Source organism: Leptospira brenneri (assembly GCF_002812125.1).
Taxonomy (GTDB): Bacteria; Spirochaetota; Leptospiria; order Leptospirales; family Leptospiraceae; genus Leptospira_A; species Leptospira_A brenneri.
Genome location: NZ_NPDQ01000001.1, coordinates 390,041 through 415,345, shown reverse-complemented (window position 1 = coordinate 415,345; position 25,305 = coordinate 390,041). Strand labels below are relative to the sequence as shown.

General features: G+C 37.5%; 20 protein-coding genes. 10 read left to right on the top strand and 10 right to left on the bottom strand.

The genetic code is table 11. The features are described 5' to 3' along the window. The first annotated feature begins 3 nt into the window (after window positions 1–3). The 6 genes from CH361_RS02070 (at window position 4) to CH361_RS02045 (ending at window position 6,056) form a co-directional block, all read left to right on the top strand. Window positions 4–426, top strand: coding sequence for an iron chaperone (locus CH361_RS02070; RefSeq protein ID WP_100789156.1), 423 nt, complete (start codon window positions 4–6; stop codon window positions 424–426). Window positions 427–485: 59 nt separating this feature from the next. Continuing rightward, complete coding sequence (locus CH361_RS02065) at window positions 486–1,283, top strand: helix-turn-helix transcriptional regulator (RefSeq protein WP_208861364.1); 798 nt, start codon at window positions 486–488, stop codon at window positions 1,281–1,283. An 80-nt stretch (window positions 1,284–1,363) separates the two neighbouring features. Further along, a complete protein-coding gene (locus CH361_RS02060; RefSeq protein ID WP_100789155.1) occupies window positions 1,364–2,236 on the top strand; it encodes a M24 family metallopeptidase in 873 nt (290 codons plus the stop codon). 24 nt (window positions 2,237–2,260) lie between these two features. After that, window positions 2,261–3,496: an SMP-30/gluconolactonase/LRE family protein gene (locus CH361_RS02055; protein WP_100789154.1), complete on the top strand. Its 1,236-nt coding sequence runs from the start codon at window positions 2,261–2,263 to the stop codon at window positions 3,494–3,496. A 4-nt stretch (window positions 3,497–3,500) separates the two neighbouring features. Further along, window positions 3,501–4,796 carry an SMP-30/gluconolactonase/LRE family protein gene (locus CH361_RS02050; protein ID WP_100789153.1) on the top strand — a complete coding sequence of 432 codons (1,296 nt, stop codon included), beginning with the start codon at window positions 3,501–3,503 and terminating at the stop codon, window positions 4,794–4,796. 483 nt (window positions 4,797–5,279) lie between these two features. Further along, on the top strand, window positions 5,280–6,056 hold the full coding sequence (locus CH361_RS02045) for a c-type cytochrome (protein WP_100789420.1): 777 nt from the start codon (window positions 5,280–5,282) through the stop codon (window positions 6,054–6,056). Window positions 6,057–6,086: 30 nt separating this feature from the next. Here the strand turns inward: CH361_RS02045 and CH361_RS02040 are convergent, their stop codons facing one another. The 5 genes from CH361_RS02040 to CH361_RS02020 form a co-directional block, all read right to left on the bottom strand. Beyond that, window positions 6,087–8,540: a C1 family peptidase gene (locus CH361_RS02040; RefSeq protein ID WP_100789152.1), complete on the bottom strand. Its 2,454-nt coding sequence runs from the start codon at window positions 8,538–8,540 to the stop codon at window positions 6,087–6,089. Beyond that, complete coding sequence (locus CH361_RS02035) at window positions 8,537–9,121, bottom strand: permease (RefSeq protein WP_244279471.1); 585 nt, start codon at window positions 9,119–9,121, stop codon at window positions 8,537–8,539. The genes CH361_RS02040 and CH361_RS02035 overlap by 4 nt, the downstream gene beginning before the upstream one ends. A 33-nt stretch (window positions 9,122–9,154) precedes the next feature. Beyond that, window positions 9,155–10,855, bottom strand: a complete 1,701-nt coding sequence (locus tag CH361_RS02030) for a hypothetical protein (RefSeq protein WP_100789151.1) — start codon at window positions 10,853–10,855, stop codon at window positions 9,155–9,157. A 38-nt stretch (window positions 10,856–10,893) separates the two neighbouring features. After that, the gene (locus tag CH361_RS02025) at window positions 10,894–14,268 is read right to left on the bottom strand and encodes a methylmalonyl-CoA mutase family protein (protein WP_100789150.1); all 3,375 of its coding nucleotides are present in this window, start codon (window positions 14,266–14,268) and stop codon (window positions 10,894–10,896) included. A 103-nt stretch (window positions 14,269–14,371) separates the two neighbouring features. After that, the gene (locus tag CH361_RS02020) at window positions 14,372–15,193 is read right to left on the bottom strand and encodes a lysophospholipid acyltransferase family protein (RefSeq protein WP_208861378.1); all 822 of its coding nucleotides are present in this window, start codon (window positions 15,191–15,193) and stop codon (window positions 14,372–14,374) included. Between the two features lie 71 nt (window positions 15,194–15,264). Here CH361_RS02020 and CH361_RS02015 point away from each other — a divergent pair, with 71 nt between their 5' ends. Both CH361_RS02015 and CH361_RS02010 read left to right on the top strand, forming a co-directional pair. Next, window positions 15,265–16,275: a phosphatase PAP2 family protein gene (locus CH361_RS02015; RefSeq protein ID WP_244279469.1), complete on the top strand. Its 1,011-nt coding sequence runs from the start codon at window positions 15,265–15,267 to the stop codon at window positions 16,273–16,275. A 3-nt stretch (window positions 16,276–16,278) separates the two neighbouring features. Further along, window positions 16,279–17,556: an oligosaccharide flippase family protein gene (locus CH361_RS02010; RefSeq protein WP_100789147.1), complete on the top strand. Its 1,278-nt coding sequence runs from the start codon at window positions 16,279–16,281 to the stop codon at window positions 17,554–17,556. Here the strand turns inward: CH361_RS02010 and CH361_RS02005 are convergent. Beyond that, window positions 17,534–18,160, bottom strand: coding sequence for a hypothetical protein (locus CH361_RS02005; RefSeq protein ID WP_100789146.1), 627 nt, complete (start codon window positions 18,158–18,160; stop codon window positions 17,534–17,536). The two genes, CH361_RS02010 and CH361_RS02005, sit on opposite strands and share 23 nt — an antisense overlap. An 82-nt stretch (window positions 18,161–18,242) precedes the next feature. Here CH361_RS02005 and CH361_RS02000 point away from each other — a divergent pair, with 82 nt between their 5' ends. Beyond that, the gene (locus CH361_RS02000) at window positions 18,243–19,589 is read left to right on the top strand and encodes a hypothetical protein (RefSeq protein WP_100789418.1); all 1,347 of its coding nucleotides are present in this window, start codon (window positions 18,243–18,245) and stop codon (window positions 19,587–19,589) included. A 59-nt stretch (window positions 19,590–19,648) separates the two neighbouring features. Here CH361_RS02000 and CH361_RS01995 read toward each other — a convergent pair whose 3' ends face one another. From CH361_RS01995 to CH361_RS01980, 4 genes are all read right to left on the bottom strand, one after another. Continuing rightward, window positions 19,649–20,536 carry an ATP-binding response regulator gene (locus CH361_RS01995; RefSeq protein WP_100789145.1) on the bottom strand — a complete coding sequence of 296 codons (888 nt, stop codon included), beginning with the start codon at window positions 20,534–20,536 and terminating at the stop codon, window positions 19,649–19,651. Between the two features lie 63 nt (window positions 20,537–20,599). Then, the gene (locus CH361_RS01990) at window positions 20,600–21,964 is read right to left on the bottom strand and encodes a PDZ domain-containing protein (protein ID WP_100789144.1); all 1,365 of its coding nucleotides are present in this window, start codon (window positions 21,962–21,964) and stop codon (window positions 20,600–20,602) included. Further along, entirely contained in the window at window positions 21,951–23,408 is a 1,458-nt protein-coding gene (locus CH361_RS01985; protein WP_100789143.1) for a S1C family serine protease, read from the bottom strand. The genes CH361_RS01990 and CH361_RS01985 overlap by 14 nt, the downstream gene beginning before the upstream one ends. After that, on the bottom strand, window positions 23,401–24,192 hold the full coding sequence (locus CH361_RS01980; protein WP_100789142.1) for an LIC11113 family protein: 792 nt from the start codon (window positions 24,190–24,192) through the stop codon (window positions 23,401–23,403). The genes CH361_RS01985 and CH361_RS01980 overlap by 8 nt, the downstream gene beginning before the upstream one ends. A gap of 250 nt (window positions 24,193–24,442) precedes the next feature. On the opposite strand from CH361_RS01980, the gene CH361_RS01975 reads away from it, so the two are divergent. Then, window positions 24,443–25,291 (top strand): sulfurtransferase, encoded by an 849-nt coding sequence (locus CH361_RS01975; RefSeq protein ID WP_100789141.1) that lies wholly within the window; start codon window positions 24,443–24,445, stop codon window positions 25,289–25,291. Window positions 25,292–25,305 lie beyond the last annotated feature (14 nt).

Below are 25,305 nucleotides of genomic sequence, written 5' to 3'. Positions count from 1 at the left end.
ACTATGAAATCGACAAAAACTCCGAATTCAATGGATGAGTATATAGAAAACTTTCCAAAGGATGTTCAAACCATCCTTCAGAAAATTCGAAATACGATTCAAAAAGAAGCACCAGACGCAACAGAAACAATAAGTTATGGAATTCCTACATTTGTGCAAAATGGAAGTTTAGTACATTTTGCAGCATACGCAAAACATATCGGTTTTTATGCTCTTCCTTCTGGAAACATTGCCTTCCAAAAAGAAATTTCAAAATATAAATTTGGAAAAGGTTCCATTCAATTTCCTTTAAACGAACCGATTCCCTATGTTTTAATCAAAAAAATTGTTAAATTTCGAATTGCGGAAAATTTAGAAAAAACAAAGAAAAAAGTTCAAAAAAAAAAGACTACACATACCCCAAAAAAAATCTCGAAAAAATCATGAAAGATGAGTTATTAATTTTACGTTATTACTACTTTCTTTTCTAAATACTAGGATCTTAAATGGAGTTTGAAAACAAAAGCATACTTTATTTATGGAACAGTCGTGTGATGTTTGCAACGAACCAAATGCAAACTGATTTTCATGCACATTATGCTGCTACACTCGCCATTTCATTAGAAAAAGATATCACAATAGAAACTGAATTAGGGAGAGAAAACTACCGAGTTGCTTTAGTCGGATCCAATACTCATCATAGAACCATTTCTCCAGGAGTGGAGATGATAGCTCTACTCATTGATCCAGAAACTTATGAATTTGGATCTATCTCTAAATACATTGCTTCGGGTGAAGTCAAACGACTCGACATCCAAAATTTTTTACCTTTAATCAATTCCCTTTGGTCTCTTTATTACGGTGATCTAAATAACGATGAAGCCACCAAACTTCAATTAGATTTACTTCGTACGGTTTACCCATTTGAAAGGTTGGAAACCAATATAGATCCAAGAATTCAAAAAATTGCACAAAAAATTAGAATGGAAGTTCCCGATAGCATCCGGATGAATGAAATTGGAAAAGATTTTTCCATTTCAGAAGACAGATTGATTCGTTTGTTTAAGGAAAAGCTAGGGATCCCATTACGAAGATATTTGTTATGGGTGAGAATTTTACGTGCAGTCAAAGAATTAAAAGCAGGTAACAATCTTACGGAAGCTGCACATGCTGCTGGATTTTCCGACTCGGCCCATTTTTCCAGAACCTTTAAAGAAAATTTTGGATTCATTCCTTCTTTATTCTTTGGGCATCTCAAAACAGCAGAAGTTCGATTTTGCGAACCAGATGAAAGTCCTCAATAAATCCTAAAAATACCGGAATCATTCAAGCATAGATTTTAAGAATTTGTTACCATTTTCCTCTACCACGAGAAGGAGAGTCTATGCCCTTAACAAACGAAAGAGGATTGTTATCAAAACTATCTGCCAAATTTTCGAAACTTAGTTCTGAATCCATTCGAATTCCCACTGCAGAACAAAAATCAGGATTTTTAAAAGCTCAAAGACTTGCATACGATTGTGTTACTACAATAGAAAAAGAAATGCGACCTGGTTGGACAGAAAAACAAACGGCAAAACGTATGGATGAATATTTACGAGACCATGGTGTAAAGATTTTTTTACATAGGCCTTTCGCCTGGTTTGGTGAACATGCAAGGTTTGATGGATACAAACGTTTTACTCAATTCCATCCAGGTAAAAAAATACTAAAAGAAGAAGAATCATTTATTCTAGATGTATCGCCAGTGTTAGATGGTTATATTGGAGATATAGGTTACTCCTCTTCACTAATCAAAAACTCCGAACTTGACCAAGGGATGGAATATTTATTACAACTTCGAAAAGAAATCCCTAAATACTTTAATTCATCGATGACAGCTTCTGAGATTTGGTGGAAAATTGATGCCGATTCTAAAAAAGCAGGATATGATAATGTACACTCTTTGTATCCATTTGCAGTGCTCGGTCATCGAGTATATAAAGTAAACCTTCCCAAACTACCTCTTCCCATTCTACCAATTAGTTTTGCAAGTTGGTTTAGTTTACAAGGCTCTTATGAATTTTTGACACATAAAATTTTACCAGAGTTACTCACACCTGACCATGAAGGAGATAAGGTTGGTTTATGGGCCGTGGAACCACATCTAGGTAGAGGGAAAACTGGATTTAAGTTTGAAGAAATCCTTGTTGTCGAAAAAGACAAAGCTTACTGGCTCGACGACGAAGTTCCTCATGTAAAAAAATACCAAAACTAGAATATAAAAATCACAGGAAACAAAATGAAAATCAAAACTACTATTAATTTATTATCAGTCTTATTAGTAACTATTGGATGTAATAGTGGAAATATTAAAATTGGAGAAGCCTATAAACTAGATAGTGTTCCAAGTTCAATAACAGAAGTAACCCAACCAGATCCATTTTTAAATCATTTAAATATCAGCTTTCCAGACTTACCTGGTCACGATGATCTTATTTTTGATAATAAAAATAAGATCGCTTATGCTTCAGGAATGGATGGATGGATTTGGAAATTGGATTTTAAAACAAATTCAGCAGAGGCTTGGGTAAAACCACCAGTAAACCCAGCAGGATTACAATTTTCAAACAAATCCAATGAATCGATACTTACCTGTGCCTCAAGACTTGGTGGTGTAAGTTATGATGAAAGCAATCGAGTTGGTTTATATGAAATCAATATAAAAACAAAATCGGTAGTTCCCTTGTTACTGAACTTACCCAAATTAGAAAAATCAGATTTTGAAACAGTATATCCTGAGTCCAAAAGACCAACCTTTTCACTCAAAAATTTGAATGAATCAAACTCAAGGCCTTTTGCTTTATGTAATGATCTTGCTGTTTCTAATGACGGCAATCGTATTTATATATCAGAACCATTTGAACGCCCTGATGCAGCGATGGGAAGTGGAGCAGTACCCGAGGCCATCGGACTCTATCCTCATGGCAAACTATGGATGTATGATCGTAAACAAAATACAATCTCTCTCATCATGACTGGTTTTACTTTTGTAGACGGTATCATTATCGCAGATCATTCCACAACAAAAGAAGAATCTGTCATCATCACGGAAACAACGAAGTTTAGAATCATCAAAGCAAACATCAGTGGCAAACAAGAAGGAAAGTTTGAAGTTCTATTTGAAAATCTTCCAGGCCTTGCTGATGGTTTAGAAAGAGATGCAAAAGGTAGGATTTGGGTTGGTATCATTAAACCACGTTCTGGGCTTATGAATTTGGTACATAATAATCCCTGGATCAAACCTTTTTTACTATCTCTTCCACAAAGAATTTTACCAATCGCAAAAAAAACAGGAATTTTAGTGATCAATCCTTCTGGATCAAAAGCACTTTATTATTCTATGCATGATGGTTCTAAAATTAAGGATATATCGGTAGCAGTACCCAATTTAGATTCTATTTACTTCCCTTCTTTTGATACATCATCAAAAGGTTTATATTCAGTTCATATCGATAATTTAAAGTTAGGTGAATAGAAAAATGAGAAAAACAAACTACCTATCTATAAAATGCAATTGGATTAACATTCCTTTGTATGCACTCACTGCAGTTTTGGTTTTATTTTCGTGTAAAACTCCAGAAGAGTATTTTAAGAACCAAATCAAAGAACCAGTCGAGTTACCTTACAATCAGGCAATCGAATCCATCAAATCTAAAGAAGATGTAATTAAACAAAACATAAGTATCGACGGATCACTTTTGCCAGCCCAAGATGAAATCCTTCTTCAAGAAGATTTAGGAAGAGCCTTTGTAGCGTCTATTGATGGATGGATTTGGAAAGTAGACCTGACAAACAACCAAGCAGAACCGTTTGTAAAAACACCACTATTACCCGGTGGCATGGTCTTTCATCCTAAAAATCAAGACATCATTTATATGTGTTTATCTCGTGGAAAACAACATAATACAAGTTTGTCTGATGGTCCAGGGATATATGAATTAACCATTTCAACCAAACTGATTCGTAAAATTGGAACTCGTGTCCCCATTGCAGACAAAACAAAAGAACCATCAAATGATCAAATTGGAGTTTTTTATCCTCTTGGCAAAGAAACCAAAATACCAATCTCTCAGCTAAATGAAACTAATAGCCGTAATGTGGAAAAAGCAGATGATTTAGCAATTAGCAAAGACGGAGAAAGAATCTATTTCACCGAACCTTATGACCATCCAAACTCAATTTTGGGTGTTAGTTCTCAATCAAAGGATGAAGTATTAACTTTAGGACGTAATGGACATCTTTGGAAATATGATCTCAAAGATAACACAGCAAGTTTAGTCGCTCATCAATACACTTACTTAGATGGAATTTTGTTAGAATACACTCAAGGTGAACAAGAATCATCTATTCTACTTAACGAACTTTCTAAATCGAGGCTCATTCGACTACACCTAACCGGTGATAAATCAGGAAAAGACGAATTGGTAATCGAAGGCCTTCCTGGATTTCCTGATGGTATGGATAGAGACGCAAAAGGCCGTATATGGATCGCCATTCCTGTAGAAAGATCTAAACTCATTACTTGGTTACACAAACATCCATTTTGGAAACGCCTAGTTCTCTACATTCCGGAAAGCCTACAACCCGTATCCAAAAAAACGGCAATCATAGCACTGTCACCTAACGGAGATATACCTTTATATTACGCAGTCCATGATGGAAGTTTATTTTCTTATATCATTGTCGTTGTTCCTGGAAAAGAAAAGTTATACCTGGCTGTATACCAAGATGGATTCAAAGGTTTTGTAACCATGCCTTACCCTAACAATATTTAAATGAAGATTTGGGCGCCTCGCAATTGGTTCGAAAACAAAACGATCATCGGCAAGGCGATCCCGCTCTCCGTTCCAATCTTTCCCGATGGGAAAGGATTTCCACTGCGATCGGTGGCAGGAAAAAAAAATCAAAACCCAAATTAACGTAAACCTGAACGAACGAGATAAAAATACGAACATTCAAAAATTATTTTTTTTGGATTCCCAATAGAAATTTTCTTTTTGGGAAAGTTATGGTATTTGGAACTCATTGGGAGGCGGGTCTAGTTCCCCTCCCTCAAATCGGGCGGGGATACTAATATCCAATCCTGTACCAAACGCCACGCCTAACGTCCCGAAATCCCACTTGACCAAATTCTCAATTCAATTCCAATTCCCCCACTTATGAAAAAAATTTCCCGCATTCTATTGATCACCTTTCTTTCCTTAGTGGGCTTTCTCGTTCTCATGGCCACAGCCATCTATACGATCAGCTCCATACGAATGAACAAAACATATGCAATAAAAACTGTTCCAATTCCCAAATTCTCGAAACCCGCTGACATATCAGAAGGAAAACGCCTTTACCAATCCCGAGGTTGTGGTGATTGCCATGACGTAGATGGAAGTGGAAAAACATTTATTGATGATCCTGCAATCGGCACTTTATCCGGATCTAACCTAACATTGGGTAAAGGAGGAGTTTTATCAGAAAGATCCGATGAAGAACTTGCCGTAGCCATCCGACACGGTGTAGGTAAAAATGGTAAGGCCTTAATCTTTATGCCTTCCACAGATTTTCAAGGAATGACAAATGAAGACATTGGAAAACTAATTTCCTATTTACGTTCCACACCGGCCATAGAAAAACCACAAGGAGATATCAAACCAGGCCCCTTAGGAAGATTTTTATATTTGATTGGAGAAATTCCGGTGTTTGTTTCTGCTGAAATCATAAATCATGATATAGTTCACTTAACAAATATTAAACCTTCTGTTTCTTTGGAGTATGGAAAATATATTGCATCCACTTGTACAGGTTGTCATGGATTTAATTTAAAAGGAGGGCCGATTCAAGGTGCACCACCAGAATGGCCACAGGCACAGGACATCAGCAAAAATGGTTTAACAAATTATACAGAATCTAATTTCATCCAAACCATCAGATCAGGGAAACGACCCGATGGTTCAAAAATGAAATATCCAATGCCTTGGCAAAGTTTGGGTCAACTAACAGACACAGAACTCAAAGCATTATGGATGTATTTACAAACAATTTGATTTTTCAACCTAACAAAACGAAAATCTAAATCATTTATCTTTGGTGAAACTCAGTTCAGATCCATTCTCAAGATCTTTAACGGATTGGAACTGAGCCAAAGAAGTCCCTTCTAATGATGTAGATAACTCGAACAAAAATCCATTAGCCTTCAAAGTATGACTTCCTGGCGACCATGTTCCCTTAAATTGTTGAACATCCCTACCATCTAACTTTAACTTTGCGACAAAATCTTGACCATTCCCTTGAATTTCAACCAGAACAGTTTGTGGGCCCGATTTTGGATTCCAATACATGGAAGACCAGGTACCCACAAATGAAGTAGGCAACTCTTCTAAAGACATAGTTCTCTTTTTCACTTGTAATTTTGGTTCATTCCAAAACACAGATACAAAGTTTGAATCCTTTGACTCAGAACCAAATTCTGATTTGGATCGAACTGAATATAAAAATAAATCTCCTGAGTTACCTGGAAAGGTTTCACTAAACGCAGTTTTTTTACCTTCAACGGCAGAAACAAATTCCAGTTTTCCTGGTTTCCCTACTCCTTTCACCTGCTTACGATATATATAATATTCAAAACTATCCTTCACAGAATCCCATTTTAAAGTAATGAGTTTATCTTTACCCACAGGATTTGTCGTTAATTGTTTTGGTGGAGAAAGAGTCACACCTCCTGCTCTTTTGGTAAGTCCCGGATCTGTTTTTCCAAAAACCACATCACTTGGCTCCGCATAACCAAGATCATTTGCCGCAATGACTGTATATAAAAATTGTCTTCCGTTTTGAATGGATTGATCTGTGTCCGTATAACTAGTTCCCGAAATTTCGAACTGACCAGACGGTTCTGCATTTTCGTCAAATCGATACAAATAATAAATGCTTGCACCTGGAGCAGCAGCCCAACTCAAAATAATTTTATTTGCAAAATCTCCACTAGTGGCTGTTAAGTGGCCAACCTGATTAGGTAAAAATGATTGGTCTGCCACATTTACAGAAACCGTTTCACTCCAATCGCCTGACGGTTTCGACTGCACAAGAGCACTCACTCGGTAATAATTCGATTCCCCAACTTTTGGAGAAGAATCGATAAAACTTGGAGTTTTACTTATTCCAATATTTTTCCATTTGAAAGACGAATCAGAACGCGCAATCGTATAACTAGTTACCCCATCTAATTCCGACCAACTCAAATCTACATTTGGAGAATTACCTGTCACATATACAAGCCCAGTTAAACCAACAACTTGACCGATATTTCCATTTGTCTGTGGTTCCGCTGCGGTAAAACCTTCTACTTCTACCGATGCCACGGAAACTTCTTCCGCACCTATAGAAAGAATACGATACACATAAGTAGAATTAGGTGAAACATATAGATCAGTAAAACTCGGTTTATCTGCATATCCTAAATCATAAAAATCTGCTTCTTCCTTTCTTTGGATCAAATAAGCAACTGCCAAATCCTGGTGGTTCCATGTTAAAACAACTTTTGTATCAAATTCTCCTTTGGAAACTTTGATATCTGTTGGTGGAATGATCTGTTTTTGGGGAGGGACAACCACTGTTGGCGTTGGTGTATTTTGCGGAGCTGGTTCATCAATGATCGCATAGGTTTCTTGTCCTACTTTTGCAAGCATAGAATAAGATACCCAACCAAACCCTTTATCCCCCCAACTGGTTCCCCAGGAGTTTTGTAATTTGAAAGCTCCCTTTTTTCCTGATTTTGATTTTTTGTTATCATCATAACCAACAATGGTCATAGCATGTCCGCCATAACTTTGGCCACCGTTCTCATCATAAATGGCAGAACCTTTTAATTTATAAAAGGCATCATCAATGATCATTCCCGCTAGTACAACATTCTTTCCAGCTAATACTCGTTTGATCTCATCTGGTTTTTTAAAATTTAGCCTAGAGAATGATTTAATTTTATACTTAAGAGCTTCTTTTTTTGAATTTGCTGATGGTTGGCTGCGGAAATCTTTATCCGAGTATGGCATTGCACTCCAAGGAGCTACACCGTTGGATTTCAAAAATTCCATTGTTTTATAATAGTATAAACCTTGATCTACTCCTCCGTTCTGTTGGTTATAAATAAAGGCTGGAGAAAAAACATTATTTCCCTTTCCTCCGGCAAAGGGCGGATCATAATCGGTAGCTTGCCCTTTGTTTTTTAGTAAATAAGATTTAATTGCATAACCGGATGCCCAAGCTACACAACTATTTTGTTGGCCTTGGTTACCAACCGGTGGCATTTGCGAAGATAAATCTATCGATTTTGGTAACTCATCAAAAGAATTAAAATCCCTTTTGAGAGGAATACTATCCTGAATTTCTTTGGAACTAGGAATGTAACCACAAGAGAATGTTCCCGGTTTACACCCAGGGGAACGAACGCTACTCGGATCAAATTCTTCTGCGAAAACTGCACTCGTAAATAAAAGGAACAGTCCTATGGTTTTCCAAAAATGTTTTAATTTCATGGTTTCATCCTCTCTATGATTTGTATGATACTATTCTTTTGTTTCCAGGTTGGTTCTTTACGTTCTTCTAAACGATAATAAAACCTGGATTTGGTGGTTCCCATTTGAAAAGAGACAAAATTATAACTGACACCAGTCATTGTTTCTGTTGGTGGAGATTCAAAAGTTAAAGTTTTGATTCCAATATTAAAAAGTTTTTGCATCCAAGACTCATATAAACTGGGAGATATTTCTTTTGTTTCGTTGAGTATTTGTTTTCCTGCACGAGAAACTTTTCGAGTGAGTAGGATTTTTTTTTGCCCAGCAACCAATTGGTATTGTTTTCCATACCGAAACTCAGGAGCAACAGCACCAGAGCTTTCTTCCCAAACGAGTTTCACTGGTTTCCAATTCCTCTCTGTATCTTTCAGATTCGAGACTTTACTTTGGACTTTGTTTTGATTGGACTGAGAGACTAGTATAAGTCCTGGGAGCACAAACAAAGAAACAAAAATTAGAAACTTGGAAAATGAAATCAAAGTGGATTGATCACATCTTGTTTCCAAAAGAAAACAAGACTTTTTTCGATAGAAAAATAACATTCAAATTTATAAGGAATTTTTGAATCAAAGGTTTTAGCTATTTCCAATTTCAGCTTTCAGCCATTTTTTCTCACCGATAGACTTCTTCGTATTCTCAATGAGAGCAACCGTAATATTTGTATTGAGTTTTACCATATCAGGATCTTGAGCAAAAACAATCATTTCATCTATAAGATAATCGATTAAGTTCTCAATGGATTTTATCCCGGAAGGGTCTGTCGCCATGGCCACTGTTGCTTGTGAAATCGCGTTATAAATAGTTAAACTAATTTGTTTTGTAAGATTGGCTTGCATCTCTTTCGGAAGAAGTGATATAGGTTTCATATTCGCAGAAACACGTTCCGATACTTCTGTAACTAAATTTTGAATCAACGCCTGTAAGTTTGGATTTTGTGCTGATTTCGCGATATTTTTAATTGCTACTTTTTTTAATTCATCCCGATTTTGATCGATGGCATTCACCAACTGGTCAAGAGAATTTCCTGACTTCACTTCGTTTTGTGTTTCTGTTAAAATTTGAATCGTAACAATATCAGAAATCTCTTCTTTGATGATATTAGAATAATATCTTAATGTTTTACTGATCAAATCATTCCCTAAAATACGTGTGAATTGATTCGTTTGTAACATAAGGTAAATTTTATAAACACGGACCAAACGGAAAAAACGGAACGTTGCAATTGGAATGAGTCCTAGAACATCATACCAATGATAAATGGGATACAAAAACCAAGCAATGTATGATTTTTTTCTAATGGCAATGAGCCAACTAATGATAAATTCAGCCAAAAAGAAAAATAAAAATGGTGCATCTAACAATAAATAGTTGTTAACTGGATTTCCATCAGAGGATATCGCTCTGTAATAATTGAGAGCAAAATACTCTCTAAAATTGGAATTAAAAAAATCTATTTTTTCTTCTAGGGATCTGTTCTGATCTCTCCAAAACCAAGCAAAAGCAACAACGGTAGAAGGAATCCGATCACGATTTAACACTGGATCCAATTCTTGTCTGAGTTTGATATCCCTTGCTTTTGTTTTATGAGTTTGGTATTCGTTTTTGATATTGGTTTGGATTTCTGATAAAAATTTGGTTTGCCCAGACATCGCAAATGGATTGGTTTCTACAATCTCTAACATCCGTTTATCCATTTTTTGAAAAATGGATAAAATTTCTTTGGATTCGTTTGTTTCTATACTCAAACGATTGATAAAAGCATATTTTTCAGAAAGTTCACTAAGAGTTGTGATTTCATCGGTCTCTTCCAAAACACTAAAAAAATCATTCAGTTGGACCAAAGTCTCTTCTACTTTTTTTCTACGGAGTTGGACATCTTCAATTTGAATCGCTGACTCAAAGTTAGCATATAAAGAATCAAATTTTTCATTTGATACTTGCGATTTTAAAGAAGTAAGAATTTTATAAATTTCTTCTCTGGTGATTTTTCTTTGGTTCTCTCTAAAATCATCATCTCGTAGTTGGGTTAAATATTTTAGATCATCCACCAAATCAGTGTAAGCAGTTGTGGTGCGGTGGGATTCAATTCCCAAAATCGGTTTATCATATAATTTCAATATCTCAGGGAATTTATGAAAATAAAACGGCCGTAAACTCAAGTAACTCAAATCAAAAATGATTAGGGCTAAGTTGCCGAGGACAACAAAGACCATGGTTATGTCCCAGAGTAATGGAATTCCGAGTTTGTGTTTTTTAATCAAATCCCAAGAAATCATAAAATCACCAAGGGCAGACTCACTGCCCTTTCCTTTGTTTACATATTGCGGCGGTACTGACCTCCCACTTCGTACAAGGCATGAGAGATCTGCCCTAAGGAAGCCACTTTCACTGTTTCGAGTAACTCTTGAAAGATATTTTCTTTCGCACGAGCGACTTGTTTTAATTTTGTAATTGCTTCAACGGTTTTGTTTCCATTTCGTTTTTGAAATGCCTTCAAATTTCCAATTTGTTGCCTTTTCTCCTCATCGGTCGAACGAATGACTTCCCCAGGAATGACGGTAGGAGATCCATTTCGATTGAGAAAAGTATTCACACCAATAATCGGATATTCACCCGTATGTTTTAAAGTTTCATAATGGAGGGACTCTTCTTGGATTTTATTCCTTTGGTACATCCGCTCCATAGCACCGAGCACTCCACCTCGCTCCGTCAAGCGATTGAATTCAGTCAAAATTGCCTCTTCCACTAGATCTGTGAGTTCTTCAATGATAAAGGCACCTTGTAATGGATTTTCGTTTTTAGCAAGACCAAGCTCCCGATTGATGATGAGTTGAATAGCCACAGCGCGGCGAACTGATTCTTCTGTCGGTGTGGTAATCGCCTCGTCATACGCATTGGTATGAAGTGAGTTACAATTATCATAAATTGCATATAACGCCTGCAATGTGGTTCTAATATCATTAAAATCGATTTCTTGTGAATGGAGAGATCTACCTGATGTTTGGATATGGTACTTTAACATTTGTGATCTTTCGTTCGCACGGTATTTGAACTTCATCGCTTTGGCCCAAATCCTACGTGCCACTCGCCCAATCACAGAATACTCAGGATCAATTCCATTGGAAAAAAAGAAGGAAAGGTTAGGAGCAAAATCATTGATATCCATTCCCCGACTTAAGTAGTATTCTACATAAGTAAATCCATTGGCCAATGTAAACGCCACTTGTGTGATGGGATTAGCACCAGCCTCAGCAATATGATAACCACTAATGGAAACAGAATAAAAATTTCGTACCCCATTTTGAATGAAATGGTGTTGAATATCTCCCATCATCTTTAAAGCAAATTCTGTGGAGAAGATACATGTATTTTGTGCTTGGTCTTCCTTTAAGATGTCCGCTTGCACAGTACCTCGCACTTGAGATAGGGCATCTTTTTTTAATTTTGTATAAACATCATTCGGAAGAACTTCATCACCAGTAACACCTAACAAAAGTAAACCCAAACCATCGTTCGTTTCAGGTAAGGTTCCATCGAAATTTGGAACCACTTGTCCTTTCACTTCATAGATTTTTTTAATTTGGGCCTGAACCTCTTCGGTTTTTCCTTCCGCGCGAATGTATTTTTCACAAGCCTGGTCAATGGCCGCATTCAGAAAAAATGCAAGTACCATGGGAGCAGGTCCATTGATGGTCATTGATACGGATGTAGAAGGATCACATAAATCAAATCCAGAATAAAGTTTTTTAGCATCATCCAGAGTGGCAACATTCACTCCTGAATTTCCAATTTTACCGTAAATATCAGGGCGAACATCAGGATCTTCCCCGTATAAAGTCACCGAATCAAAGGCAGTTGACAGACGTTTGGCGGGCATTCCCGAACTCAAATAATGGAAACGGCGGTTTGTTCGTTCAGGTCCACCTTCTCCCGCAAACATACGCGTTGGGTCTTCCCCACTTCGTTTGTATGGATACACACCTGCAGTGTAGGGAAAAAATCCGGGAAAATTTTCTTGGTAAGACCATTGTAAAATATCACCCCAATCTACAAAACGAGGTGTGGCGATTTTTGGAATTTTGAGATGGCTTAAAGATACCGTATAATTATCTACTTTGATTTCTTTTCCACGCACAAAGTAAGAGTACTGTTCCTTCCGAAAGGATTCGATTTTTTCAGACCAAGTATCTAATATGTTTTTTGAATCTACTGATAATGAATCCCATAATAACTGGTATTCGGATTCTAAATCGGCCGTTGGTTTTCCCTTTTTGGAAAGAACCCCGATGGCACCTTTCAGTTGATAGGCGGATCTCGCAAGTTCTGCTTCTTTTTGAATCCATTCCGCATTCCGATCGATTTCTTCTTTGATTTCTGTCAAATACCGAACCCGATCAGGGGGAAGCACTACAGAAGCCTCTCTTCCTGATTGGTTTTTTAAGGAATTGGTTTTCCAATCCAACTGACATTTACCAATCACAACACCAATCAAATGAGCATACAGTTCATCGGTTCCTGCATCTTGAAACTGGGAAGCAATCGTTCCATATACAGGCATAGAATCCACAGTATCGTTAAATAAATTGCGAGACCTTTGGTATTGTTTTTTAACATCCCGAAGGGCATCAAGAGCTCCTCGTTTATCAAATTTGTTGATCGAAATCACATCTGCATAATCGATCATATCGATTTTTTCTAACTGAGTAGCAGCACCGTATTCAGGTGTCATCACGTATAAGGATACATCCGCGACTTCTGTAATTTCGGAATCACTTTGTCCAATCCCCGCAGTTTCCACAATGATAAGGTCGTAACCCGCAGATTTTAAAATTTGGATGGCACCTTTGACACTTCTATTGAGTGCAATATTTGCTTCTCTCGTTGCAAAGGATCGCATATACACTCTTTCATTAAAAATCGAATTCATCCGAATCCGATCCCCAAGAAGTGCTCCACCAGTTTTTCGTTTCGAAGGATCTACAGAAAGAATGGCAATGGTTTGGTTAGGAAAATCATGTAAATAACGACGTACAAGTTCATCAGTTAACGAAGATTTTCCGGCCCCACCAGTCCCCGTAATCCCAAGAACAGGAATGGTTTTCTTGGGAGGTGGAAATTCTAAATTGATCGAATAATTGGTTTTTTCTTGCAAAAGAGAAAATTCCATCTGAGTGATGGCTTGTCCAAGTGCTAAATAATTTTTCTTTTGGATCTGAGACGCCAAATCACCGTTAAATGAAAGTGGAGTAGCAAAATCGGACTTTTGAACTACATCGTTGATCATCCCTTGCAAACCAAGAGTCCTCCCTTCATCGGGAGAATAAATATGAGCCACACCGTATTTATGAAGAATTTCAATTTCGGAAGGTAAGATGGTCCCACCACCACCACCAAACACACGAATATGACCTGCCCCTTCTTTTTTTAAGAGATCAATCATGTATTGGAAGTATTCCACATGACCACCTTGGTAACTTGTGATCGCAATCCCTTGTACATCTTCTTGGATGGCACATTGGACGATCTCTTGGACACTCCTATTGTGTCCCAAGTGGATCACTTCCACCCCACTTTGTTGCAAAATCCTCCGCATGATATTGATCGAGGCGTCGTGGCCATCAAAAAGAGAAGCCGCCGTCACGAAGCGAATTTTGTTTTGGGGGGTGTAGGTCAGAATTTCGGAGGTCATAGAGAACAACGTTCTAAAAAGATTGCTACGGATTCAATTGCAAAATGTGACGGGAATGACATAGCTTTGGAAACTATGTCATAAATTTCCCGAAAGGTCGAGACTAAAGTATAGACTCCGCCTGTTTCATGAGCTCCCTAACGCGATTTTCCAAGATTTCTGTCAGTTCTTTGGAGGCTTTTTTCTCAGGGCCCGCAGGAAACTCAGAAGGAAGGATGGGTTTGCCAATCAGGTAACGAATTTTGGTTTTGAAAGCATCTCCCGTTAGGAAGGCCTTGGGTTTGGACATATTGGTCGCCCCCACAATCCCAGAAGGAATGATCGGAACCCCCGCACGAATGGCAAGTTTTGCCGCCATCGCTCGGAAAGACTGTAATTCCCCTGTCTCGGAGCGAGAGCCTTCTGGGTAAATCGAAAGAAGTTCCCCCTCTTTCATCAGATCCACCATATAGGTTTCTAATTTTTCGTAATAGTCCATGGCCGCACGTTTGTCCATTTCCGACTCCTTGGCGGCATTCCGAATGATGGGCATACTTCCCCAATTGATCAGGTTTTTTTTCACGACACTCCCGAGAGAGTTCACCAAAACCTCAACGACTGGTTTGGTTAGGCTCAAAGGAGGATAATTAAAAGGAGAGTTCTTGTGATTGATGATGGCCATAATCTCTTCTTGCGGGTGGAAGAGCTCATATTTCCCCAAATAGACGATTTTTCGATCCGCAAAGGCACCTTGGACAGGAATGTCCAAATAATCCGTATGGTTGGAAATGATGAGGGCTCCCCCAGATTCGGGAATGTTTTCCGATCCAGCCACTTTGACATCATAAATGAGCTCGAGAAGGTTACGGAGGATGGTTTTGGGAACTTCCCTGGGGATGACAAAGAGACTTTCTAAAATATCAGCTGGGTTTTGGTTAGAATCCATAGAAACATCACATATTTCAAAATAAAACTTTATGAAATCAAGTTGGATTTTCATCTTAGATGGAAATTCCTATGAAAGAACTCCTCCTGGCACAGAGCTCCCTTTGGTTTTCCCCCATCCCCCTAGATTCCCTTCATGTTTGGGATCCCAGCCTCGGAGGAATTTTCCTCACCCTTTCTACCATCTGCCATTTATTGGGGGGAAGCAGTTTTTTCCTTGGTCTCATTTCCTTTGTTTACATTTACCACAGACCAAAACTTGCTTTTGAACTTTCGCTGGGACTCCTCACTTCCGCAGTCGTGATTTCTATTTTAAAGTTTTATTTAGAAAGCCCAAGACCCTTTCCCTATCCAGAGGAATTCGATGAAAAGGCATTTGGTTTGCCATCAGGCCACGCCTATTCTGCCGTTGTCGTCTGGGGATTGTTAGCTTATAGGATTCCCAAACTTTGGTTTCGAATTTTATCCATTCTCATCATCATTCTTATGCCATTTTCCAGAATGTATCTGAAGGTTCATTATCTTGGTGATGTCAGTTTAGGATTTGGATTGGGGGTGATTCATTTACTCATCATTTTGTTTTTGCTCGATCGATTTTACAAAAAAGATTCTGTCCCGGCTTTCCTTTCTACCAAGAACTATCGAACCTTAAGTCTTTTGGGAATCGTTCTGACTTTATCCCCAATTGCTCTAGACTCGCCCTTTCTTTCTGTAGAACATCACCATAGTTTGTCGGGAGTCTTAACAGCAAGTGGGGCTCTCGCTGGTTTTTGGCTTGGTCTTCTTTTTTATCCAAGATTTAGCAAGCCAGAATTTTTAGATTGGTCACTTCCTAATTTGACTTTCTCCTTTGGCACCAAAGAATTCCGTATTTTTTGGAATACCGTTCTAGTTCGATTGTTAGTATTAGCCATAGTAATCTTTTTACTTTATGTGATTCCTGAAATGGTGATCAAAAAAACAATTTGGAAAGATGATTTGTTTCTCCGATACATCCGTTATTTGGTTGTTGGATTTGCTCTTGTTTTCCTTGTCCCTTTGGTTCTACAAAAAATCCAAAAAGGAAAGTTTTTGCAAAACTAGTACATGCAAAAATTAAAAAAGATCTTTCAGATTCTAAAATTAGAACTATTAAAGGAAGGAGTTCTCAAAAACTCTTTCTTTGTTAGTAGTTCTAAGGCTCTCTCTGCCATCACCAACTTGGTGTTTATGATTTATTCCGTGAATTTGTTAAGCAAAGCGGAAAATGGAAAACTCCAATACTTCTTAGGTTTTTTGCCTGTGGTCCTGGCAGTAGCAGAGTTTGGACTCCCGAACGCTCTCATCAAATACATCTCACCCATTGCAGAAAAAAAAGAAAACCCGGGTGCAATACTAAATGCATCTCTACGTATTAAATTTTATTCCTTTATATTTTTATCTTTAGTCTGTTTTGTTGCCTATATTTCCAGCGATGAAAACTATTTCGTTTTATTACTTTTGTTATTCGGTGGGATCATCATTTCGTTTATTTCTTATTTCGAAAGTCTTTTTGTTTCTTACCGTAAATACAAAGCTTTATCACTTTGGAATCCATTACCAAACGTTATTCGACTTTTACTTTTAATTTATTTTTCTGAATCAAGTGCACATCCACTTACTTATATGGATATACTTTCCATTTTTTGTATTGCACCTATCTTTGTTTTGTTTTTGTTCTTTTTCTTTTTTGGAAAGGAAGAAATCACTTTTACGGCTGAACCTACAGAAATCCGAACAAACGAAAAAAAACTATTACTCTTTAATCTTTGGGCGTTTGCAGCCTCTATCTTTGCAATCTTATCGGATCGTTTGGAAATATTCTTTTTAAACCAATTCCATCCGCCAGAAATTGTTGCAGACTACGGAACCGCCTTGCAGTTGTTTAGTGGATTTGTGATCATTCTTGCTACTTTTAATTCGATTATCTTTCCTAAACTAGCAAGGCTTGCGGAAACAGAAGAGTTCCCTACCGTTCTCAAAAAATCTGTTTTTTTAGGTGGAATGATCGCAATCATCCTTTCACCAGGAATTTTACTCGCAGAACCCATCTTAACCTTGTTATTTGGAACAAAATATACAAATTCTATTTCAGTATTTAAAATTCTATATCCTAACTTTTTACTCCAATTGGTTTTTGCTCCATTAGGGACCGCGTTATTTGCACTAGGACTTCCAAGACTCCTAGCAGGACTTGCCTTACTTCGCCTTCTATTCGGAGCAATTTTTGATTATTGGATCATTCCTGATTGGGGTGCCAATGGAGCTGCGATCTCACTATTTCTCGGTCAGATCGTTTCTTGGTTACTTTTGACTGGTTATTTTATGGCTTACTTCCGGAAGTAACAAACTCATATATTTTTTTATAGTTTGTTTCCAAAGTATCCCACTCTTTAGCAGAAATGTTGTTACCATATAATTTCGAATAGGCTTCTTTTACAGATTTTCCTTCTGCCAAAAATTCTTTTAGTTTTAAAATGACCATCTTCAATTGGATGGAATCATTTTGAATGTCGTAATCTCGATTGATTTTAGTTCCAGATGATAATTCAAATTCACGAACAAATAGTTCCGATAAACCTAAAATTCCGTATCCACCCGCGTTTGTATTCCGAAACTCCGATTTAGTTTTTGCCCAGGCGAGTAAAAATAAAGATGAATTGGGTGGATATCCACCTAACAAAGTGCCATCGGGAAATTGTAATTTTTGAGAAAATCGAACAATAGCTCTTGATAATTCTTTCCTTCGACGAACCGAAAATTCTGTTGTTTCTTCTTCTGTCAAATAAGTAAAGATCACGGCCTCTTCTTTGCTATGGTCGGCCTTTTCAAAAAACCGATTCAAATCATGAGAAAAACGAGTGTCAGCTTCCCTATAAGAAAAAATAACCAACAGAAGAGGGAAAATGAGAAGAAATCCATGTCTGTATTTCAAAAGTATTTTCTTCATCCCTAAAAGTATCGGGATAGTTTCCCTTCTCTTACTTTCTTTTTTTTCCAAACTTTCCGCAGAATCTTACTCAGACTCTGTTATGGATGATGACAGGGCCAACCGCAACTTCGGACGAGTGGTTGTGAAAGAACGGAACCAAAAGATTCCCGATGGATCCGAAAAACCGGGTTTTGGGTTCCAAACAGAACTCATCTCTGGGGGTAAATTCCAATCCCAAAGAGGGGGATTAGATTCCGAAAAGGCAAATCGTTATTACGCGCAAGGGGTCTTCACAACACCCACATTGGTTTATTATGCAGGACAAGGATGGAATTTAGGAATCCTTCTGGCACCGCGAGTGGGTCTTTCGGAAGGGCGGGTGGTTGAAAAGGAAGTGCGAACGATTTATGATTCCGAAATCACAGCCCTTGCCACAAAGGAAATTTCTGGAATTCAATTATCTTTAGAAGTAGGGCGAGGATTCAACCGGTTAGACAGGTTTGGATTCTTTTTTGTGGGAATGGCCAATTACGGCTCTGTATCCATTTTTCATTCTTCCGGTTTTCGCATAACAGGGATTCAATTGAATGCCAAACCAGAATGGGAAAATTGGTTTGCGCCTCCCTGGACAGGTTATCGCCGAGAGATCTATGGCGGTTTTTTAAGTTCTGAAAAAACTTTGTTCTGGGAAGAATTTCGATTTTTCCATTACGTTTACTCTGATCCGAACCATAATACCAACGGGCAAGTTCTATCCGGCCAAAGAGTCTCCGGACGTTACTCTTATAGTGGAATGGAGTTTCAGTCTAAAAAATTTTGGGAAACCTGGGCGATCGATCTTGTTGGAATTCGGCTGCTGGGAGAATCCAAATCTTCCCACTCTCCCTGGTCTGAAAAACAAATCGCAACCAACTCGTATTTAGGATATTTTGCTCTCCATTCCAAAGGAGAAAAACTTAGTTTTGCTTTCGCGGGTCTTGTGACCAAAAAAGATGAGAAGGATCGGTTAGATTCAAATAGCAATGGTTATGCGTCGAATTTCGCGGAACCGCGTGTCCTCGGGGGTTACTCTTCCTTTTTACTCTACCAATCTTTGGATTTCATCCAACCTTCTCAGTTTCGAGATGTACCCACAAAAGAAAATCCAAACTTTGAAAACAAAGGGAATCGTATTTACGGAGTACAATTGGGTTTCGATTGGTATTCCTGGGTTCGTACGGATATTTTTCTAAATCGATCAGATTCCCTTTTAGGAAAAGGAACAGAGGTCATTGGAAAACTCAGTTTTCTATCGAATGACTATGGTAAATTATTTGCCCAAGTGAGTGCTTCTTATACAGTGATGGATCCTCAAAAAACGCGTGTTTTGATTACAGAACCATTTACGGAAGAAGAACCCAAAAAAGAATACGTAAGATTCTATGTGTCTTTAGGAACTCAGTTTTAATTTAGGGAAAGTGAATGGTGAAAAAACTAATGAGAAGGGAAAAACAAAGTAATTTATGATTACATCAACTTGTGCCAAGTTTTGAAAAACCGAACCTCATTCCCTTTTTCATTATAAACGATAGAATCAATATTCATCTTCGCGAGGAAAATTCCTCTCCCACTCACTAAGTTGGCAGCGGGATTGACCACTGGGTTCGGAATTTTGCTAACAGCAAATCCATTCCCCTCATCTCGAATGACAATTGTGACTCCCACATCATCCATTGAGATCTCTACAAAAACAGAACATTTAGTTTCTGCACAACGGGAATCAACTAGTTTAAAATAGTCCTCATTTGCTTCTAAACATTGTTGTTTTTCTGCATAACTTACACCGGCAACACCATGTTCAATTGCATTTGCCAGTAGTTCATACAATACAATTTTAATGGAAATCAAATCCTCGTGAGTAGCCAGTGGTGAATTTAAAATCTGTTTTACGATGAATGCAATATATGAATTCAGTTTTTTGATTTGAGGACGAAGTTTGATTTTACAATCATCACTGAACTGAATGATTTCGCCGCTATTGAATAAAAGTGTTAAATCAACATCAGCGTTTTCAAACTTTTTAATCCGAGACCGAAGGGCTTCCATTCGGAATGGTTTTAGAAAAAAATCAACAGCACCCATTCTAAAAACATCAATGGCGATTTGAATGTCACTATCACCTGTGATGACTAAAAACGGAGTTTGGTTACCATCCGCTCTCAGTTTTTGAATGAATTGAATTCCATTTAATTTCGGTAAGCTGATATCAGAAATAATCAAATCAAAAATAGTTTGATTCGAAATCGTAAGTGCCTCTAACCCGTCAGAGGCAAGGGTTACATCAAATTCATCCTTAAAGTATTCCCAGAACAACTCACGGATTGTATCTTCGTCATCAACAAAAAGGATTTTCATAGGATAAAGTCTTTGAGTAAAGAGAACTTCAATCTATAACAAATGTAAATCTATTTTTGGAATTTAATCTTCTAAGTTGTAGGCTCGACCTAATTTATAAGTCAGCTGCAACTCTTGTTGTAAGTCCAAAATTTCCTTACGGGTAAAAAACGCTATTTTTCCACCAGAAAGCTCAAACGCATAATAGGTGGTGTCATCCGCCTGAAGTAGGGTTTTTAATTGACTAAGCGATGTAATTCTGATTCCGTTTACCTTCTCCAAAACTAAATCTTGGAAATCCTGGTACCCCAGGTTCCCTTCTAGGGGAAAAACACGGCTCAGGATTACTATTTTTTCACGAACAGGGTGGACCTTTTTTTGATAATAATCAGAAAGGTAGACTAGTTTTTTTTCCGATTTCACTCGGTATTCAGAACCAAATTCTTTTAAATACGCATTGGTAAGTTCCGTAAAGAAAAATCCACCAGCAATCAAATACAAAGGTTTTCTTTTTTTTGCTTCTTCAGGAATTAAAAAATCATTCGAATCATAAGCCCGCAAATCATAACTCACATTTTGATTTTGAAAGTTTCGATGGAGTTTTAATTGAATCGTTTCACCTAATGAACGCAAAACGCCACTTGGTTTTCTTAAAATCAAATCATAAACTTTATCTGCCCTATCCCAATCATCAATCTTCGAAAGAGAAACAGAACCAATTTCTGTAACCAAATCTCCTGGAAACAAATTGTAAGCGGGGCCAACACCTGGAATTACTTCTGTGATTAAAAGAGGGTTGGCGATTGTCTTAGAATAGTATTCGCGTTCCGAAGGTGTTAAGTTTACATCAAAAACAAATCCTGGATGTGGGAAAGGTTTCCCTTCGGTTCGATAGAAAGTTTCTACATATTCTGTTGGTATCAAATATTCCGAAATTGTAATCCCACACAAGGTTTGATTTTTGAAGAAAAAATTAGGTTCTTCTGATGTTTTGTTTTCAAGTAACAAAACTTTGATTGGGGTTTTCGAAAAAGGAAGGAATACATAACGAGACTTGCCACTAGGACAAAGTTTGTTTGTAGTTTTAAAATCTAAAGCAACAGGTTTTGGAAGTTTAGGAATGTCTTTTGTTTCCAAAAGTAAAAATCCTGTTTCTTCATCATAGGATTTGATTCCAAGTTTTGGGATAGAATAATCAAAAGATTCGAATTCAGCAAAAACTGGATTTTGTTTAGGAAGTGTGACTCCAAAAAAAAGACCTTTTCCTAAATAAATTAAATTCAATTTTCTGGAAAAGGGTTCTCCCACAAGCCAAGGATTCTGATGGCTTGTTTTTTGAAATGTGATCCGAGATTCGACGACACGTTTGTCTTCGAATTCCTCTGCACCAATGGGAAGTAAGGTGGTAAAAATTGTTAAAAATACAAAAATTAACTTAAAACTCTTCATAATTGGCACCGTATCTTTTTTTCACACGTTGGTTCATTTGGTAAACAGACTCTGGTCTCAGCACAATCGGTAAGTCCATTCCTCGGAATTTAAGAACGATAAATCCTTTTTTTCCATCCTTCCAAATAGTTTTAAATTCATTCAAATCCTTCGGAATTCGTCCATTAATTGATTCTACAACTTTGTACTTATATTTTTTATATTTGGAAGTTTCAGGATCATTAAAAGTATAACTAAGCACTATATCCCGAACTGTATATCGATACAACAAATCTTGAATGAAATAACTATAATGATATTTTAAAGAACTATCCAAGTCCCCATCTTCCGAATGGAAAAAAGACCTTGTGATCGGTTGGAAAACAAACCCAGCCTGCAAAAAATAATCCTCAGTTGAATCTCGATATAAATCCAAAGCATAGTTTTTTTGAAGATTTACTTCTGCATCATAACTTTTTCCGGCTCGGTAATAACTCACAGTCACTTTCGTATTCAGTTGTTTGTTTTCGATCCAATCGATAATAAATTCTTTTTTGTTGGCTTGAGTGAGTTCTCCATCATTGGAAAGCGGTAAACCATCCACGGCAGTCACAAAATCTTTTTCTTTTAAAACTTTGGAAAATGTAGAAGAAGGATAAATCCGATTCACAAAGATTCCAGATTGATTGGAAGGAACCTTCATCGCTTGTTTTAAACTTTTTGGATTCCCATTTTGGAAGGTAAAACCTAAATTTGGAAACCCATCATACTTTCCGTCAGAGATATCTTCCAAAAAGTGACGAATGATATCATTCGAAATCAAATAGGCAATCCCCTGTTCCAAAGTACTTATTTGGAACACTAGACCCACAACCATACCGTTTTGGACTGCAGGACCACCAGAATTTCCCGGTTGGATATTGGCATTGATTTTTAATACATTACGATAATCTAACCCGGAATAGGTGTAACGATTTTTTTCAAACCGAAGGACAGATCCTTTTTCAACAGACAAACTATCATTTCCATTTGGAAAACCGAGAAGTAAAACATCCGATCCTAAATTTGGGACTCCTTCCAAAAAGGAAAGGCTGTTTGTTTGTTCCGAAAAATCTGGATCGTTCACCTGTAAAAGAGCCAAATCACAATCATATCCGATGAACTTAACATCTGCTAAATATTCTTTTTTTGTAAAACTACTTTTAACCAGAATTCTTTTAGCATCACGTACGACATGAGCATTGGTTAAAATGGTTTGGCCTGGTAAAACGAAACCAGATCCAAATCCCGTATATAAATTCTTTTTCATCCATGGTTGTGTTTTGTTTTCTGTATTAAACCCTTCATTCCGAATGAGAACAACAGAACGGAAAATTGAATCTACAGCTGGTCCAGGTTCACCTTGTGCCAGTAGAGAAAAACTCATTAGAAAAAAGAAAAAACTAAAGTTTAATAATTTATTCATAATATAAAACGATTTTCTCCCAAAAGGTTTGTGTTTCGGTGATTTTTTTTAAAACCGCATTTCCTAAAACTCGATCACCAGGTTTTGGATCTTTCCAGATTGTATTGGATGATACCAAATCACCGGAAGAAGTGGAAGGGACTCGGATCAAACTAAATGCAGAATCACGAATGCAGGTGATTCGAAAAACATAAGACACTGTTTGGTCCCAATAAAAACTTTCATCTTTTTGAATGTATTCTAAGGGACACGATGAATCAAAAAACACTTCTATATTGGAAGGGACTTCTTTTCTTCTTTTTGGATTTTCAGCGATGGATCTAAAATAGAATAAATTTGGATTTTGAATGGGTTTATAAGAATTGACTGGCCTTTTTTCCTCTAAAGTGACAGGGGTTTGTTTTTTAGAAGGATAATCCAATTCCGTATCATCTGTATTCAACCTTGGCTCTGCCTTGGTTTCTCCTACACTAAGACCAGTTTCAATTTCTAAATATTGCTTTTTCCCGATGCGATGAACAGCCCTTAACTGGAAAGTTCCAGGCACTAATTTTCTTTTTTGATTGGATTGGAACCGAATCAGCATAGGTTCCGGTTCATTTTGACAACTGAATCGAAAATAGGTAACAGAAGAAATTCGAGAGGCAGGTTCCAATCGACAATTCCCATCATCAATAGGAAAACTTTGGTGAGTTCGAATCTGTTTTTTGACTACAGAAGATGGTTTTCTTTCTTTCCATGCACTGACCTCTTCTTTTAGCAATTGTAAGGAAGATTTTGTCATTGTGTGCTCTGCAAAAACAAATTCAGTCCCTAAAAGAAATAAAATCAATCCGAAGTATATAAATAACTGCCTAATCATGGAATACCGATTATAGTGATTATCGGCTTAACTACCCAGTAGAATCAACTGGCATCCCATTGATTTCTTTTCTCATTATGTCTCGAACCAGAGATGAACTTTTTTTTTGGTTTTCAGACTTTCAAAAATTCGAGGGGTGGAAAAGTAATGTAAGAAATAGGAGAATACTTTTTTGAACTGGAACTTTCTTAAAACCGAAATAGAACCTGGTGACTTCCTCATCGATTGTCGTTCCCAATCAGCATATGAAGAAGAAACATTAGAAGGTGCATATTATTATCCATTTATCAAAAAAGCATTCGGATCTGATCCAGAATCCCAAAAGAAATTATACGGACCGATGACGGCCGTTGTTCAAGATTTTCAAAAATCAAAAAAGACTCGAATCATCGTTTTCGATGAGGGGATGGGAATGTTTTCCACTCGTATGGTTTACTTACTTCGAGGAATGGGAATCAAAGATGCCTATGTTCTAGGTCAAAAATGGCCAGTCGATGGGAAAAAATCCAAAGGTGAGTTCAAAATGGAACCACCGATCGCTGATAAAGTGAAACCCATTGAAGGTGTCGTGGACAAAGCCTTTATGGAACGAAATCTTACAAAACTCCAAATCTTCGATGCAAGAACCATGGAAGAATACGAAGGCCGATTGCCACGCCTCACTGCTCCCGAAGAGGGAACCCTTTGTGGACGTTTGCCAGGAGCTTTCCTCTGGGATTGGAGAAATTTATATGATGGGGAAGCAAACCTCATCGAACGTTCTCTTTTCAAAAAACGTCTGAACGGATTTCCTTTTATGCCAGAAAGACCCACTGTCATCTATGATTACAATGGGGCTCGTTCTTGTTTGCTCGCACTAATGCTTCGCGAAGCAGGATATATCGACATCACAACTTACCAAGGTTCTTGGTTTGAATGGAGAAAGTCGAACCTACCCAAACAAGCAGTTTCTGTTTTTGGTGTCAAACAAGGTGCTGCCGCTGCTCCGAGAGTTGGTGGCGTGGATCGCAAGAAAGTTTAAAAAAGGATTTACGA

Excerpts from the sequence above, each read along its gene's own strand:
- CH361_RS02070 (WP_100789156.1), top strand. The coding sequence starts at position 4 with ATGAAATCGACAAAAACTCCGAATTCAATGGATGAGTATATAGAAAAC.
- CH361_RS02065 (WP_208861364.1), top strand. The coding sequence starts at position 486 with ATGGAGTTTGAAAACAAAAGCATACTTTATTTATGGAACAGTCGTGTG.
- CH361_RS02060 (WP_100789155.1), top strand. The coding sequence starts at position 1,364 with ATGCCCTTAACAAACGAAAGAGGATTGTTATCAAAACTATCTGCCAAA.
- CH361_RS02055 (WP_100789154.1), top strand. The coding sequence starts at position 2,261 with ATGAAAATCAAAACTACTATTAATTTATTATCAGTCTTATTAGTAACT.
- CH361_RS02050 (WP_100789153.1), top strand. The coding sequence starts at position 3,501 with ATGAGAAAAACAAACTACCTATCTATAAAATGCAATTGGATTAACATT.
- CH361_RS02045 (WP_100789420.1), top strand. The coding sequence starts at position 5,280 with ATGAACAAAACATATGCAATAAAAACTGTTCCAATTCCCAAATTCTCG.
- CH361_RS02040 (WP_100789152.1), bottom strand. The coding sequence starts at position 8,540 with ATGAAATTAAAACATTTTTGGAAAACCATAGGACTGTTCCTTTTATTT.
- CH361_RS02035 (WP_244279471.1), bottom strand. The coding sequence starts at position 9,121 with ATGTTATTTTTCTATCGAAAAAAGTCTTGTTTTCTTTTGGAAACAAGA.
- CH361_RS02030 (WP_100789151.1), bottom strand. The coding sequence starts at position 10,855 with ATGATTTCTTGGGATTTGATTAAAAAACACAAACTCGGAATTCCATTA.
- CH361_RS02025 (WP_100789150.1), bottom strand. The coding sequence starts at position 14,268 with ATGACCTCCGAAATTCTGACCTACACCCCCCAAAACAAAATTCGCTTC.
- CH361_RS02020 (WP_208861378.1), bottom strand. The coding sequence starts at position 15,193 with ATGGATTCTAACCAAAACCCAGCTGATATTTTAGAAAGTCTCTTTGTC.
- CH361_RS02015 (WP_244279469.1), top strand. The coding sequence starts at position 15,265 with ATGAAAGAACTCCTCCTGGCACAGAGCTCCCTTTGGTTTTCCCCCATC.
- CH361_RS02010 (WP_100789147.1), top strand. The coding sequence starts at position 16,279 with ATGCAAAAATTAAAAAAGATCTTTCAGATTCTAAAATTAGAACTATTA.
- CH361_RS02005 (WP_100789146.1), bottom strand. The coding sequence starts at position 18,160 with ATGAAGAAAATACTTTTGAAATACAGACATGGATTTCTTCTCATTTTC.
- CH361_RS02000 (WP_100789418.1), top strand. The coding sequence starts at position 18,243 with ATGGATGATGACAGGGCCAACCGCAACTTCGGACGAGTGGTTGTGAAA.
- CH361_RS01995 (WP_100789145.1), bottom strand. The coding sequence starts at position 20,536 with ATGAAAATCCTTTTTGTTGATGACGAAGATACAATCCGTGAGTTGTTC.
- CH361_RS01990 (WP_100789144.1), bottom strand. The coding sequence starts at position 21,964 with ATGAAGAGTTTTAAGTTAATTTTTGTATTTTTAACAATTTTTACCACC.
- CH361_RS01985 (WP_100789143.1), bottom strand. The coding sequence starts at position 23,408 with ATGAATAAATTATTAAACTTTAGTTTTTTCTTTTTTCTAATGAGTTTT.
- CH361_RS01980 (WP_100789142.1), bottom strand. The coding sequence starts at position 24,192 with ATGACAAAATCTTCCTTACAATTGCTAAAAGAAGAGGTCAGTGCATGG.